Source organism: Kitasatospora sp. NPDC086009 (assembly GCF_044540385.1).
GTDB lineage: Bacteria > Actinomycetota > Actinomycetes > Streptomycetales > Streptomycetaceae > Kitasatospora.
In genome coordinates this window covers 401,267-415,604 of sequence record NZ_JBITSA010000004.1, presented here as the reverse complement: position 1 = coordinate 415,604, position 14,338 = coordinate 401,267, and the positions used below count along the sequence as shown (strand labels likewise).

Genomic DNA, 14,338 nt, shown 5'->3' with positions numbered 1-14,338 from the left:
CTGGACCCCGACCGAGACTTTCCGCCACCCGGCACAGGCCACCGGCACCGGACCCGGTCGGCAGCCCGACCCCGCCCGGACACGCCCGCACGATCGGGGCCGCGCCCGCACCCGCCGGGCGCCGCACTCCGCTCCCCCGCGCCGACCATGACCGGCGAAGTCGCGAGCGGGCGGCACCGGAGAAGCGCCGGTACGCGGCGGCAGCGCCCGTTTGGGCCTCGGACCGCTGGGCCCGCCCCCGCCCGCCGTGGCCGCGGCAGAGCCAGGTGGCGGGCCGGTTCGACGCCCGGCCCGGGATCCTCCACCGGCATCGTGCGGGGCCGTCGGACGCCGGCCCCCACCAGCCCGTGCCGCCCGCCTCGCCGCAGCCGACGATGGCCGGAATCGTCTCCCGCCCGTGGTGGGTCGGGCACCGCTCGGCCCGGCGGCTGCCGGCCCGCCGTCCCGGGAAGGGCGTGGCGCTCCTCTCCGCGGGCGAGCGGCTCGACCTCCGCGCCACCCTCAGCAGGGCCGCCGGGACGCGCCCCCGCCGACCGCGCTGCTCCTCGGCCCGCCAGTACACGAAGCGGGGCGGGACCTCGCCCAGGTGACGACGGCAGCGATGGGCTCCCCTACGGGGTGGTCTCCGGGGGGATCACCCCGTCGCCGAGACCGTCAGTCGTCCAAGGGACGCTCGTGCATCCAGTCCAGGCAGCCCGGCATCAGAAAGCACGCGTAGAGGACCTGGAGGACCACCAGCAGCACGGCCGACCAGGACCCGAACATGAGCCCGACCAGCAGCGGGAGGGCACTGGGCAGCAGGGCGACGACGGCTCCCACCCCACCACCCCGGCCCGCTCTCGGCGCCACCGCCAGAAGGAGCACGAGGATGGGGAACGTCACCAGGCAAGCCACGATGGACAGCGGCCACACGTACGTCGCGAAGTCCGCCCGCGCGAACCCGTCCCGGCCCCGTCCTCCCGACGCCGACAGCCCCAGCACGACGAACACCAGAGCCGGTGGAACGAAACAGCAGGCGAGGTAACGCACCATCGCCTTTCCCACCCAGTGAAGCTCACACCTCCACTGCTCCGCCGACCGGCCGGTCGCCAGCCGGGCCAAGAGGATCAGTACGGCCACCCCCACGACCGCCTCCAAGAAGACGATGGTCCCGTGCTCGGCGGGCAACCACACGACCACCCCGACCGGCAACGCACCGAGCAGTACCACCGCAACGGCCACGAACACCGTCCGGACGGAAGCACTCCGCTGGCCCAATCACTCCACCCCCAGGATTGAACGCGTTCAAATCATCCGGGCGCCACTCTCCCACACCCTCCCGGCAACGACCCGAGCGTGGGTCGAGCGGCCCGGCCACCAAGGGGCCGGCGGGCGGTCGGGGGCGAGGACGACCCTTCTATCTCCGATCCACGTTGTTCCTAGAATGGCGGGGTGAACGACATCGATGCGATCGCACTGTTGCAGGATCCGGTGCGGCGACGCCTGTACGAGTACGTGGTGGCGCAGGGCCGCGAGGTCGGCCGCAACGAGGCCGCCGAGGCGGCCGGGGTGGCGCGCACTCTCGCCGCGCACCATCTGGACCGGCTGACCGAGGCCGGGCTGCTGGAGAGCGGCAGCCGTCGGCTGTCGGGCCGCTCGGGGCCGGGGGCGGGCCGTCCGGCCAAGGTGTACACGCGGGCGCCGGGCGAGCGCTCGGTGTCCCTGCCCGCCCGTGACTACCGGACCGTCGCCGAGCTGCTCGCGGAGGCCGCCGAGCAGGCCGGGCTGGATTCCGGGCTGTACGCGGCCGCGCGCCGCCGGGGGGAGGCGCTGCGCGGCTCGGCGGAACCCTGCGGCGGTCTCGCGGAGGCCATGGAGTTGCTGGCCGCGCGCGGGTACGAGCCGCGTCTGGACACCCTCGGGGAGGACCGGGGTGCCGAGGGCGACGACGCCGCCGACGGCGTCGAGGGGGCGACCGGGGCGGTGGCCGAAGCGGGGGTGGTCCGCATGCGCAACTGTCCCTTCCACGCGGTCTCCGAGCGCTTTCCGCCCCTCGTCTGCGGCATGAACCTGGCCCTCCTGGAAGGGCTGCTCGGAGTGGACGGCCCCGTCCGCGCCCGGATGGACGCGCGGCCCGGGGACTGCTGCGTGATCGTCGAGCCTTCTAAAACCAATACTGATTGACATAGAAAAGCGAGCCGTGCTGGGATGAGGCCATGACCTCCTCCACGCACGCCCTCCACCTGGCCCAGCTCAATGTCGCCACCCTCCGGCACCCCCTCGACGACCCCCGCACCGCGCCGTTCGTCGAGCTGCTCGAACCGATCAACACCGCCGCCGACGGTGCGCCAGGCTTCGTGTGGCGGCTCACCGAGGACGGCGAGGCCGACGCGACCGGACTGCGCCCGGCGGGCGAGAACGTCATCGTCAACCTGTCGGTGTGGGAGAGCCAGGAAGCCCTCTGGGACTTCACCTACCGCAGTGGCCACCTGGACGCGACACGACGGCGGCGCGAATGGTTCCACCGGCACGCCGAGGCACACCTGGTGCTCTGGTGGATCCCCGCCGGTCACCTCCCCACCGTCGGCGAGGCCTTGGCGCGACTGGCCGACCTGCGGGAGCACGGTCCGTCTCCCCGCGCCTTCACCTTCGCGTCCTCGTTCACGCCCACCGAGGCCGCCCCGCAGCCCGCGCCGTGACACCGGCTCCGCCCTCGACGGCGGTCGGCGGCCGGGCCACCCGGTCCGGGGCGCCGCCTGCCGGGTCAGTCAACGGCGGAGACGGTACCCGGCCCTGCGGGCAGTCGTGCGTCGACCTCGATCTCGATCTTCATCCGGGGGTCGGAGAGGCCGCATTCGAGCATCGTCGCGGCCGGTCGCACCGCCCCGAAGGTGCGGCGCAGGGCGGGCCAGCACGGCGGGAAGTCCTCGCGATCGGGCAGGAGGTACCTGACCCGGACGACGTCCGCGAAGGTGCAACCCGCCTGTGCCAGTGCCTCCGCGATGTTGCGCAGGCACTGCTCCGCCTGCTCCGCCACGTCGTCGGAGATGGTCATGGTCGGGTAGTCGAACCCGGTCGTCCCCGACACGTGCACCCGGTCGCCGTCCACCACCGCCCGGGCGTAGCCGATCTCCTCTTCGAAGGTGGAACCGCTCAGGATCGCGCGTCGCTCTGTCATGCGCCGAAAGCTAGGCAACCAGCGGGTGATATGTCCAATAGCACGGAAACCATCGTGTGATATCTCTGGCGGTATGGATCGCCCGGAACTCGGACTGCACCAACTCCACGCCTTCGCCGTGCTCGCCGAGGAACTCCACTTCGGACGCGCGGCGGAGCGGCTGGGCATCGCACAACCGCCGCTCAGCCAGCAGATCCGCCGTCTGGAGGCGAAGGTCGGGCACCCGCTGTTCACCCGGGCACCGGGCCGGGTCGCGCTCACCGCGGCAGGACAGGAGCTCCTGCCGGCCGCGCGGCACGCGCTCGACGAGGTCGCCGCCGCGCTGAGCGCGGCGCGGGCCGTCGCCGACGGCGAGGCCGGTCGCATCCGGATCGGCTTCTCCGGGTCACTCGCGCTGAGTGTCCTGCCGGGCCTGCTGCGCGCCTACCACGACCGGTACCCCGCGGTGGAGATGGAGATCCGGGAGATGACCACGGCGGTGCAGGTGACCGCCCTGCACGAGCAGGTGATCGACCTCGGGCTCCTGCGGGAGCCGCCGGACGAGCCGGGGCTGCTGAACGAGGTGATCCTGTCCGAGGAGTTCGTCGCCGTCCTGCCGCGGTCCCACCCCCTCGCGGCCCGACGCGTGGTCCCCGTCGAGGCGCTGGCGGGCGAGCCGTTCGTGCTGCTGCCCCGCAGCGCCGGACCGACAGTGCTCGACCGGATCCTCCACCTGTGCCGCGACGCGGGATTCGAGCCGCGCCTCGGACAGCAGGCGGTGGAGTGGCAGACGGTCTCCGCGCTAGTGGAGGCGGGGCTCGGCGTCTCGCTCGCCCCGGCGAGCATCCGCCGGATCCGGCTGAAAGGCGTCGCGTACCGCCGGATCGAGCCGAACACCACACGCACCACCGTCGCGATGACCTGGCGGCGCGACGACCGGAATCCCCTGGTCGCGCGGTTCCTGGAGGAAGCCCGTCGCGAACCCTGAACCCGTTCGGTGGGCAGGTGGCGGCACGCTCCGGCTGGGGGCCGGCGGGTGGTCGGGGCGGCCGGGCCGGGCACGGTCCGGCCGCCCCGGCGGGCGGCGCCGTACGAGCTCGGCGCCGCCGGGGTGCACGTGTCAGGAGTCGCTATGCCGCGCCGGTGATCCCGGGCGCGACGTACCGGCGGTGGAGCGGGGCGAAGGACACCTCCGGAGCCCCGCTGATCCCGGCCGTCGCGATCGCGGGGGTGAGGTGCTGGGCCATGAACGCCTCGAACGCCTCCCGGGACTCCCACACATCGGTCACGTGGAGACCCCGCGCGTCGAACCAGGCCACATGCAGCTGTCCCCCGGCCCCGGGGACCTGCTCCCAGTCCACGGCGTCCCGCACCGTGTCGTACTGCTCCGGCGTCGCGTCGGCCCAGAGCATCGACATCACCACGGCCATGACCACTCCTCCTTCATCGGCGTCCAGGTATCCACCCCGACCAGCCAACCCCCGGCCGCCACCACGCGCACGCCGTGACAGCCGACCGGACCAGCCGCCTCTCCGACCTCTCCGGCATCGACGGGAACGAGGCGGGCGACGGGGCGCGGCCGGAGCAACGAGCTACCGGCACAGCTAGGGGCTCGTGGTGACCTCCCGGCCGACGCCGCCGCTCAGCCGGAGTGCACCCGCCGCCGGGCGTGCTCCGCCCAGTCGACGATCTGGATCGCCGCGCCCGCGGCCTCCTCGCCCTGGCAGCGGGTGTGGTGGCGGCGGGCGATGCCGTCCAGATCGAGGTGGCGGCCGAAGGCGGGGTGTCCGGCGAGCCGCCGGGCGTGGGCCCACACCCGGGAGTGCTCGGCGATGCGATGCACGGCGGTGGCGTCCAGGTGCCAGCGGTGCACGGTGTCCAGCCGCACCAGGGTCACCCAGAGCTCCACGTCCGCGAGGGTCAGCTCCTCGCCCAGCAGGAACTCCCGGGTGGCCAGGCGGTGCTCGATCGCGGCCAGCCCGTCGAGCAGGCTCCGCAGGGCCGTCGCGCGCTCGGCCGCGGTGGCGTCGGCCCGGCCGGCGCGTTGGGCCGGGGCGTTGATGCTCCGCTCGCACAGCTCCCGGACCGCCTCGATCGCCGTGTCGAGGCCGCACGGGTGGAGGTCGGGGCCGGGGAACCGCCGGGCCAGGTCGGTGAGGATCTCGGTGGTGTCGGTGCTGACGATCCGTCCGCTCCAGCTGTCGCTGAGCACCGGCGCCACGGCCGGCCCGGGGTACTGGTGCGCGCTCGCCTCGTACAGCGGCCGCAGCGCCAGGTACCCGCCGGCGCCGTCGTCCGGCAGCGCCGGCAGCAGGGTCACCGGGAGGGTGTCGTCGAGGCCGAGCAGGCTGTGGGTGACGGCGATCTGCAGACAGTGCGGACAGGACAGCGTGAGGTGCAGCCGGTAGCGGTGCGGCACGGCGTAGTACCCGCTGCGGGCGTCGCGGCCGATCCGGCCGCGGAGGGAGGGGACGGCGGAGGAGGAGGCGTCGGACATGGGTCTCCCAGGGGTCGGGGGTGCGCGCACGCGCGTGCGACGCATCGGGTGCGGGAGGAGCGGGGGAGGGCGGAACTCGGGGCGGGCGAGTGCCCGGTGGGGAATCAGACGGCGAGGGCCGCCGGGCCGTGGGGAGCGGGCGCTCCTGCCAGGCTGCTGCAGACCCGCTGCAGGTCGATGTGGCGGCGGCACGTCAGCACCGGGCGCAGCCGGACAGCGTGGGCCACGCCATCGACGACCGGCTCCGCGTGCCTCACGGCTCTCCCACCCACGTTCGAGGATTCCTGCTCCGGAGTGTCATCCCGGATCCGCGCCGCGTCAAGGGCCCCGGCACCGGAGGACCGACCGTCCCGCATGGTGGGACGCGCGTCCCGCTCCGGCCGGACCGGCGCGCCCGCAGAAGACGGAGGCTCGTAGCGAACGCCGGTGCGCCGGCCGTGGGTTCACCCCCCGGGCCCCGGCGGGGCCGCCGAGGCGCGGTGCCCGGCCGGAGCCCCCTGACTTCACGTCAGGCGCGCCGCGGGGACGGCCGCGGCAGGGGTGTCTCAGTGCGCGGGCCGCCAGCCGAGCGCGGGGCCGAGGCCGGTGGCGATGTCGGTGAGGATCTGGACGTAGTCCTCGAAGTCGAAGGAGAACGGCAGTGCGAAGACGACCTCGTCGACCTCCCGGAACCCGGCGTGGGCGTAGAGCTGCTCGGCGATCTCGGCGGACGTGCCGATCAGGTCCGGGGCGAAGAGCATCCGCGCCGGTCCCTGCGGGGCAGTGGTGCGCGGAATCCGACTCCGCACGTACGCGCGGTACTTGGCGCGCTGCTGCGCCGAGGCCCCGTCGGTGGGGATGACGACCAGCCCCTGGGAGACCCGGGCGCTGGCACCGGCGGGGTGGTGGGCGCGGAAGGCGGCGATCTGCGAGCGCTGGATCTCGGCGAAGTCCTCCGACTCCTCGGCCCGCACCACGCTGCTGGTGAGCAGGCTCAGCCCCTGCTCGCCTGCCCACCGGGCCGAGCGCAGGCTCCCGCCGCCGTACCACAGGCGGTCCGCCAGACCGGGCGCGACGGGCTGGACGCGGTCGGAGTACACCTCGATGCCCTCGGTCCCGCTGAAGTCGGTGGCCCGCTCGCCGCGGACGAAGTCCAGCAGCCGGCGCACCCGTTCGTAGCTGAAGTCCTCGGCCTCGGCGGTGTCGGGGTAGAGCGCGGGGGCGATCCGGTCGTAGTGCCCGGGACGGCCCACGCTGACACCGGGGTTGAGCCTGCCGCCGGACAGGAGGTCGACGGTCGCCAGGTCCTCGGCCAGCCGCAGGGGGTTCTCCCACCCCAGCGGGATGACCGCCGTGCCCAGGTGGATGCGGCTGGTGCGCTGGGTGGCCGCGGCCAGCACCGCGACGGGTGAGGAGATCCCGTACTGCAGGTGCCGGTGGCGCAGCCAGGCGCTGTCGAATCCCAGGCGCTCGCCGAGTTCGACGAGCCGCAGCGTCGACTCGTGCCCGTGGCGGGGATCGGCCGGGTCGAACAGGCCGATGGTCAGGAATCCCAGCTTCCGAAGCGGTTGCGAGGGCGAGGGCACCGGTTCCTCCGTCCTCCGCGACGGGCCCGGTCGGAGCTGCGCGGTTCGACTGTCACGGCCCGGATTTCGATCACCGGACGTCGGCCCCACACTCACACAACGCCCGGCGGCGCTCAAGTGCTCCACCGGAAGCGCAATCCGGGGAAACACGCACGTGACGCGCCCGTCAAGGACCGCGCGGTCCGGGGGCGAGAGACGTCGCCCGGTCGGTTCCGCGTGGGCCGCCGCCCGCGCGCAGGGCGGCGGTCCGCCGCGGAACCGTCAACGCGTCAGAGGATCTGGATGTCCTTCACCTTCGGAGGGTTGTTGGGGAAGGTGATGTCGTGCCAGCGGTCGATCCGCACCGAGTCGCCGTTGGCGTCGTAGTAGATCAGGTCGTTGTTCCCGGTGGAGATGCGGTCGACCCACCAGTTGCCGAAGCTCGTCCTTCCGGCGTTCGCGTAGCAGTCGACGCTCTGGCGCCCGTCGAGGTGCGACCAGATCTTCAGGAAGTCCTCGCCACCGACGCACTCCACGTGGTTGATGGCGTAGGCGTTGCCGCTCGGCAGGGTGATGGTGAACGCGGTGGCCGTGGCGAGTGCCACGGCCAGGGAACGCGCGAGCCTCATCTTCTTCGAAAGCACGAGCTCTCCTTGCTGGGGGAAACCGACGCATGGTGCCCGGCCCCGTCGGCGGTGTCGCGCCCTGGCGGAGCGTTGAGGTCGCCGGGGCACGGAACCGACGGGAGATCGCCCCGGGCCCCGGCCGGGGCCCGGGCCGAGGGGGTCCGGGACAGCCAACATAGCGACCGCCGTTCCCCCGTCCGGCGGATACGTTCCGGACACGAAGGACCGGGGAGGAATTTCACCCGTTCGTGGAGAGCGGCTCCCACGAGGCCGGCCGAGGAGCCGGGATTTCCGGATCCGGAGCCAGTCGCGACGGCTCGGCACCCGGCGGCCGAACGGCCGGGGTCAGACCTCGCGCGCGGGCCCGGCGGCCGGCGGGGCCGCCGCTCGGATCCGGGCGGTGATGCCGGTCAGGATCAGGTCGACACCGGTGAGGAACTCCTCGCGGTCGTCGTGCTCGCGCATCTGGCCGGCGACGGTGCGGACGAACGCGAACTCGTCGGGGTCGAGCTCCGCCCAGGCGGTGGAGGTGGCGGCCAGGAAGGCGGTCCGGCTCGTCGGCGGGCGGTGGGTGGCGGCCGCGACGGCGTTGGCGGCGTTCTGGTTGCTCACCCCGAGGATGTAGTGCAGCAGGGCGGACGCCGAGCCGAACAGCTCGGGTTCGGGGACGCCGAGGGCCTGGACCTGGCGGCCGAGGCCTTCCATCAGGCGCAGCAGCGGCGACGGCGAGAAGGGCCGGGCGAGCTGGGCGCCGGCCCAGGGGTGGGCGTCGATCGCGTCGAAGACGCCCAGCGCCAGGGAGCGGACGGCCTGCTGCGGCGTGCTGCCGGGGGCGGCGGCGGTGAGGGCGCCGGTGAGGACGGCGGCGGTGGCCGCGCCGAGGAGCTCGTCCTTGTTCGCGATGTGCCAGTAGATCGCGCCGGGGCCGGTGGCGAGCTGCTGCGCCAGGGCGCGGAAGGTGAGACCGCCCTCGCCGGAACGGTCGAGGAGTTCGACGGCCGTCTCGACGATGCGCTCGCGGGAGAGCCGCTCCTCCCGCCGCTCGGCGCGGCGCGCGCTGGTTGCCATGCCTCCATCCTGGCACACCTGGAACACCGTTCCAGCTTGACAGGACTGGAACGGTGTTCCAGTCTGGCCCTGGAACGACGTTCCACCGTTCGGCCGGGCGGAGACCGCCCGCGAGCAGAGAGGGCACCGCCATGACCACCGCACCGACCGTGCCAAACGCGCCCGGCACTCCCGGCACTCCCGTCACGATCATCGGCGCCGGGCTCGGCGGGCTGGTGCTCGCCCGCGTCCTGCACGTCCACGGCATCTCCGCGACGGTCTACGAGGCCGAGCCCTCCCCGCAGGCCCGGACGCAGGGCGGCCAGCTCGACATCCACGAGCACGACGGGCAGCGCGCACTGGCGGCGGCGGGCCTCACCGAGGAGTTCCGCGCGATCATCCACGAGGGCGGCGAGGCCTCCCGGGTGCTCGACCGGCACGGCACGGTGCTGCTGGACGAGCCCGACGACGGCACCGGCCGGCGCCCCGAGGTGCTCCGCGGCGACCTCCGCCGGATCCTGGTCGAATCGCTGCCCGAAGGGACGGTCGTCTGGGGGCGGAAGGTCGCCGGGGCCCGGCCCCTCGGCGGCGGCCGGCACGAGGTGGCGTTCACGGACGGGTCGGCCGTGACCACCGGACTGCTCGTCGGCGCCGACGGCGCCTGGTCCCGGATCCGGCCCCTGCTCTCCGCTGCGGAGCCGGAGTACCTCGGCACGTGCTTCGTCGAGACCTACCTCTACGACGCCGACGAGCGGCACCCGGCGGCGGCCGCGGCGGTCGGCGCCGGGTCGATGTTCGCGCTCGCCCCCGGGCAGGGGATCTCCGCCCACCGGGAGGCCGAGGGAGTGCTGCACACCTACGTCCAGCTGACCCGCCCCGCCGACTGGATCGCCGGGATCGACTTCGCCGACGCCGACGCGGCCAGGGCCGCGGTGGCCGCGGAGTTCGAGGGGTGGGCCCCCCAGCTCACCGCGCTGATCACCGAGGGCGAGAGCGCACCCGTCGGGCGCGCCCTGCACACACTGCCGGTCGGTCACCGCTGGGACCGCGTGCCCGGGGTGACGCTGCTCGGCGACGCCGCACACCTGGCGCCCCCGGCAGGCGAGGGCGCCAACCTCGCGATGCTCGACGGCGCCGAGCTCGGGCGGGCGATCGCCGCGCACCCCGGCGACACCGAAGCGGCCCTCGCCGCGTACGAGGCGGAGCTGTTCCCCCGCAGCGCGAGCGCCGCGACGCGTGCGTCCGCGATCCTGGACCTCTGCATCGGCGACCGGGCACCGTACGGGCTGGTCGAGTTCTTCACCGGCGGCGGACCGGTGGGGTGAGCCGCCGGTCCGGCCGGAATCTCCTGCCGAACAACGTGGTCGAAGAGCTTCCCATCCCGTTCCGCTGCGGCGATGTCCGTCGCTGTCGGACGCAATCCCCGGTCATCGATCAGTTACAGCGTCCCCTCCGCAGCTGACCACCGAGCGCCGCCGGTCCCGTCGGCTCACCGTGTCGGTGTGGCGGGACGCCCGGTCGCCGGCGCGTTGGAGGCCTGAAGGGTGCCGGCCCCCCGACGTGAGCGCCCGGCCGGTGCCGCCACCGGCGGCGCCGGCGTCACGCCGGGTGGATGAGGCGGCTGTCGTAGGCGAAGATCACGGCCTGGACCCGGTCGCGGAGTTCGAGCTTCTGCAGGATCCGCCCCAGATGGGACTTCACCGTCCCCTCCGCGAGGTACAGGGTGGCCGCGATCTCGCTGTTGGACAGGCCGCGGCCCACCTGGACGAGCACCTCGCGTTCACGGGCGCTGAGCCGGCTCAGCCGGTCGTCGCCGTCGGTGCCGCCGCCGGGGATGTGCGGGCGGAAGTTCTCCAGCAGGCGGCGGGTGACCCGCGGGGACACCACCGCGTCGCCCGCGGCGACGTTGCGTATCGCGGTGAGCAGTTCCTCGGACCTGGTGTTCTTCAGCAGGAAGCCCGAGGCTCCGGCGTTGAGTCCGGCGAAGGCGTATTCGTCCAGGTCGAAGGTGGTGAGGATGAGCACTCTGCTCTGCGGGGCGATCTCGACGAGCTGCCGGGTCGCCTCGATCCCGTCCGTCCCGGGCATCCGGACGTCCATCAGGACGACGTCGGGGCGCAGCTCCCGGGCGAGGCGCACGGCCTCGGCTCCGTCGGCGGCTTCGCCGACCGGTGCCATGTCGGGCTGGGCCTCCAGGACGGTGGCGAAGGCCATCCGGAGCAGGGCTTCGTCGTCGGCGATCAGGATGCGGATGGTCATGCGGACGACGCTCCGCCGCTGCCGAGGAGGAGGCGGGTACGGACTCCCCAGCCGCCCTCCGGGAGAGGTCCGGCCTGCAGCGCGCCCCCGTAGGCGGCCGAGCGCTCGCGCATGCCGGGGATGCCGTGGCCGGACGGTGCGGCGGCGGGCCGTGGCCGGTGGGGGCCACTGTCGGTGATGTCCACGGTGACGGCCCCGGTCGAGCACCGGATCCGGACCGTCGCGCGGGTGCCGGCGGGGGTGTGCTTCAGAGTGTTGGTCAAGGCTTCCTGTACCAGGCGGTAGACGGTGAGTTGCGCGGTGGCGGGGATGTGGGTGTAGCCGCCGTGGACCTCCAGGCCGGTCGGCAGCCCGGCGGCGCACATCTGGTCGGCGAGCGCCTCCAGTTGGGCGATGCCGGGCAGCGGGTGGCGCTCCGCGTCCGGCTCGTCGGTCCGCAGGATGCCGAGCGAGCGCCGCATGTCGGTCAGGGCCTGTCGGCCGGTCTCGGAGATCTGGAGCATCGCGGCGGTGGCCTTGTCGGGCGACCGGTGCTGCGCGTAGACGGCGGCGTCGGTGAGCGCGACCATGACGGACAGGTTGTGGGTGACGATGTCGTGCATCTCCCGGGTGATGCGTGTCCTCTCCTCGGCGACGGCCAGGCGCGCCTGCTGGTCCTGTTGCTGTCTCAGGCGGTCGGCCCGTTCCTCCAGGGCCGCGAGGTAGGCGCGCGTGGTCCGCACGTTCACACCGAGCACGGCGGCGGCGACGACCATCGCGGTGACCGCGACGAAGGGGGTCAGGAACGCGCCGTGCGGCGCCCAGCGCAGGCAGGCCAGCAGGGCGCCGGCCTCGACGAGGGCACCGGCGACGAGCGTCCCGCGGCGGCCCGAGTTGGCGGCCGCCGTGTAGAGCGCCACCAGCAGGGCCACGTCGGCGGGCAGTTGGATGCCCATCAGCCACTGGACGAAGGCCGCGGCCGTCACGGCGGCGAACACCGTGAGCGGGGCCCGGCGCCGCCACAGCAGGGGCAGCGCGAGGGCGGCGGTGAGGGCCACGGCCGCCGGGAACTCGTGCGACCCGTCCGTGGTCACGATGTTGAGCAGCAGGAGCGCCGGCAACAGCGAGTCCCAGACCAGGGGTGGCAGCCGGACGCCCCGGCGCCAGGCGGCGGGTACCGGTCGCGCCGCCCGCCCGGTGGCCGGGTCGGCGTACCGCGCCGGCCGCAGGGCCGTACGCGCCCACCGCCCCCGGTCGCGGCGGCGCACCGGGTGGGTGGCGCCGGGTTCCGCGGCCGCCTCGGTCATCGCACGTCCCTGTCGATCCAGCACCGGCGTGGCCCCGGCCGGGGCCACGTCCGCGTACCACCCGCAGCCGAGGCGGGTACGGGAAACGTCCGCCTCGCGCCGCACGGCAGGTACCGCGGCCCTGTTCACGGTAGGTCACGGGCCCCGCGACGCACATGAGTCCAGCGACTGATCGGCACCGGGCCGCATACGACCGCAGGAGGAGCCGCGCCACCTCCCGTGGTCGCAGGCCGGCCGCTGGTCCGGCGCAGTCGGTTGCCACCGCGGTCGTACGGGGCCCGCTCCGAACGACGACCGCGGTCGTACCCGGCGACGACCCGGGATCGATGTGGCGGCGCAGGCCCGGCGCCGACGATGGGCGGGTGACCGAGATCATCACGGGGCTGTCCATGTCCCCCCTGGAAATAGTTGTCCTGCTGGGCGCCGTCGCACTGGTGGTGGCGCGCTGGCTGCCCCCCGCCGCCCGCCCGCGCGTCACGATCGCGGCCGGGGCGGTCGAGGTGCTGTCCGCGATCCTGCTGGCCGTGGCGGGAGTCCGCTGGCAGATGCTGCCGGTACTGGCGGGCGCCGCCTTCGCGTTGCCGTTCGCCGTCCTTCCCCTGCGGCGACGCCGTACCGGCCGACCCGCGTGGCGGGCCCGCTGGTGGCTGGCGCTGCCCGGATCACTGGCCTGCGCCGGCCTGATCGCCACCGGCCCGGCGGCCGCCTGGGCCTTCCCCGTACCCGTCTTCCCCGAGCCGTCGGGCGACTTCGCGGTCGGCACCCGGGTGGTGCAGTGGACCGACCCGCTGCGCCCCGAGACCTTCACCGCCGACCCGGACGACCGGCGCACCGTCGTGGTCCAGCTCTGGTACCCCGCGCAGCGGAGCCCCTCGGGCACGCGGCGGGCCCAGTACCTCGGACGCACGGAGCAGGAGGCGCGTACCGTCTCCGACGCCCTCGCCCAGGGGGTCGGCCTGCCGGGATTCCTGGTCGACGGGGTTCCGCGCGCCCGCTCCCGCTCGATCTTCGACGCCCCGGTGGACGGTGGCGGGGGCCGGTTCCCCGTCGTGCTGTTCTCTCCCGGGTCGGGCGGGGTGCGCACCCAGAACACCGCCTGGGCGGAGGAGCTGGCCAGCCACGGGTACGTGGTCGCCGCCCTCGACCACCCGTACGACTCCGCCGCCGTCGTCCTCGCCGACGGCCGGACGATCACCACCGAGACCGCCTCCAGCGGCGACCCGGACGAGGACGAGAAGCTCGCGGCCGGGTGGACCGCGATCCGGGCCGCCGACCTCGGCTTCGTCCTCACCCAGTTGGACGGTCTGGACCGCGGTGCGATCGCCGACCCGCTGAACGGACGCCTGGACACCGGCCGGGTCGCGGTGGCCGGCCACTCCATGGGTGGGGCAGCGGCGCTGCAGGCGGCCCGGCAGGACCGCCGGTTCGACGCCGTCATCGACCTGGACGGCTTCCCCCACGGCCCGACCACGCCGTCCCTCGTCCAGCCGGTGCTCGCGCTCACCCAGGCCATCACCCCGGCGACCGACGCCCGCTACCTGCCCCGCCTCACCGAGGCGCTCGGGTCCAGTACCGCGACGAGCTACCGGCTCACCGTCCCCGGCGCCGCGCACCTCACCTTCATGGACGGCCCCCTCTATCTGCCGCCCGTGCCCTCGATCGTCGGCACCCTGGGCCGCGTCGAGAGCCCGCGCGTCGTCGCCGCGGCCACCCGCGCCTTCCTGGACGCCGTCCTGCGAGGCGCACCCGGCGACCAGGCCGGCGACCTGGCCGCCGTCCTCCCGGCGTACGGCGAGCTCAGCGTCCACCGCCCCGGATAGCCGCCGCCGACGAACCGCTGAGCAGCGTTGGCCGGGGGAGCCGGGCGAGCGTGGTGAGCTCGTGCGGGGTCGGTGCCGTCCGCGGACGGCACCGACCCCGCACCGGTGGGTGGCGCGGGTCGT

The 14,338-nt window shown here is 74.2% G+C and carries 15 protein-coding genes; 5 read left to right on the top strand and 10 right to left on the bottom strand.

Annotation, left to right across the window (positions count from 1 at the left end; translation table 11 throughout):
* Positions 1-654: 654 nt before the first annotated feature.
* Positions 655-1,227, bottom strand: coding sequence for a hypothetical protein (locus tag ACIF6L_RS13770; protein WP_396489003.1), 573 nt, complete (start codon positions 1,225-1,227; stop codon positions 655-657).
* A 204-nt stretch (positions 1,228-1,431) separates the two neighbouring features.
* On the opposite strand from ACIF6L_RS13770, the gene ACIF6L_RS13765 reads away from it, so the two are divergent.
* Complete coding sequence (locus tag ACIF6L_RS13765) at positions 1,432-2,163, top strand: helix-turn-helix transcriptional regulator (protein WP_396489005.1); 732 nt, start codon at positions 1,432-1,434, stop codon at positions 2,161-2,163.
* Between the two features lie 32 nt (positions 2,164-2,195).
* Positions 2,196-2,678 carry a DUF3291 domain-containing protein gene (locus ACIF6L_RS13760; protein ID WP_352297006.1) on the top strand — a complete coding sequence of 161 codons (483 nt, stop codon included), beginning with the start codon at positions 2,196-2,198 and terminating at the stop codon, positions 2,676-2,678.
* Positions 2,679-2,743: 65 nt separating this feature from the next.
* Here the strand turns inward: ACIF6L_RS13760 and ACIF6L_RS13755 are convergent, their stop codons facing one another.
* On the bottom strand, positions 2,744-3,157 hold the full coding sequence (locus ACIF6L_RS13755; RefSeq protein WP_396489007.1) for a RidA family protein: 414 nt from the start codon (positions 3,155-3,157) through the stop codon (positions 2,744-2,746).
* A 73-nt stretch (positions 3,158-3,230) separates the two neighbouring features.
* Here ACIF6L_RS13755 and ACIF6L_RS13750 point away from each other — a divergent pair, with 73 nt between their 5' ends.
* Positions 3,231-4,124, top strand: a complete 894-nt coding sequence (locus ACIF6L_RS13750) for a LysR family transcriptional regulator (protein ID WP_396489008.1) — start codon at positions 3,231-3,233, stop codon at positions 4,122-4,124.
* A gap of 142 nt (positions 4,125-4,266) precedes the next feature.
* Here the strand turns inward: ACIF6L_RS13750 and ACIF6L_RS13745 are convergent, their stop codons facing one another.
* The 6 genes from ACIF6L_RS13745 to ACIF6L_RS13720 all read right to left on the bottom strand — a co-directional run bounded on the left by ACIF6L_RS13745 (position 4,267) and on the right by ACIF6L_RS13720 (position 8,871).
* On the bottom strand, positions 4,267-4,566 hold the full coding sequence (locus ACIF6L_RS13745; protein ID WP_396489009.1) for a hypothetical protein: 300 nt from the start codon (positions 4,564-4,566) through the stop codon (positions 4,267-4,269).
* Between the two features lie 212 nt (positions 4,567-4,778).
* Complete coding sequence (locus ACIF6L_RS13740; RefSeq protein WP_359806800.1) at positions 4,779-5,633, bottom strand: glutathione S-transferase C-terminal domain-containing protein; 855 nt, start codon at positions 5,631-5,633, stop codon at positions 4,779-4,781.
* A gap of 104 nt (positions 5,634-5,737) precedes the next feature.
* Positions 5,738-5,860: a hypothetical protein gene (locus ACIF6L_RS13735; RefSeq protein WP_329485210.1), complete on the bottom strand. Its 123-nt coding sequence runs from the start codon at positions 5,858-5,860 to the stop codon at positions 5,738-5,740.
* A 318-nt stretch (positions 5,861-6,178) separates the two neighbouring features.
* Positions 6,179-7,198: an LLM class flavin-dependent oxidoreductase gene (locus tag ACIF6L_RS13730; RefSeq protein WP_329485211.1), complete on the bottom strand. Its 1,020-nt coding sequence runs from the start codon at positions 7,196-7,198 to the stop codon at positions 6,179-6,181.
* 269 nt (positions 7,199-7,467) lie between these two features.
* Positions 7,468-7,806 (bottom strand): beta/gamma crystallin domain-containing protein, encoded by a 339-nt coding sequence (locus ACIF6L_RS13725; RefSeq protein WP_380391752.1) that lies wholly within the window; start codon positions 7,804-7,806, stop codon positions 7,468-7,470.
* Between the two features lie 342 nt (positions 7,807-8,148).
* A complete protein-coding gene (locus ACIF6L_RS13720) occupies positions 8,149-8,871 on the bottom strand; it encodes a TetR/AcrR family transcriptional regulator (RefSeq protein WP_396489012.1) in 723 nt (240 codons plus the stop codon).
* Between the two features lie 131 nt (positions 8,872-9,002).
* Between ACIF6L_RS13720 and ACIF6L_RS13715 the strand changes: the two genes are divergently transcribed.
* Positions 9,003-10,175: an FAD-dependent oxidoreductase gene (locus ACIF6L_RS13715; protein ID WP_396489014.1), complete on the top strand. Its 1,173-nt coding sequence runs from the start codon at positions 9,003-9,005 to the stop codon at positions 10,173-10,175.
* Positions 10,176-10,449: 274 nt separating this feature from the next.
* Here the strand turns inward: ACIF6L_RS13715 and ACIF6L_RS13710 are convergent, their stop codons facing one another.
* Complete coding sequence (locus ACIF6L_RS13710) at positions 10,450-11,109, bottom strand: response regulator (RefSeq protein WP_396489016.1); 660 nt, start codon at positions 11,107-11,109, stop codon at positions 10,450-10,452.
* Positions 11,106-12,395, bottom strand: a complete 1,290-nt coding sequence (locus ACIF6L_RS13705; RefSeq protein WP_396489018.1) for a sensor histidine kinase — start codon at positions 12,393-12,395, stop codon at positions 11,106-11,108. The genes ACIF6L_RS13710 and ACIF6L_RS13705 overlap by 4 nt, the downstream gene beginning before the upstream one ends.
* Before the next feature lie 326 nt (positions 12,396-12,721).
* Here ACIF6L_RS13705 and ACIF6L_RS13700 point away from each other — a divergent pair, with 326 nt between their 5' ends.
* On the top strand, positions 12,722-14,215 hold the full coding sequence (locus ACIF6L_RS13700) for an alpha/beta hydrolase family protein (protein ID WP_396489020.1): 1,494 nt from the start codon (positions 12,722-12,724) through the stop codon (positions 14,213-14,215).
* Positions 14,216-14,338: the final 123 nt, after the last annotated feature.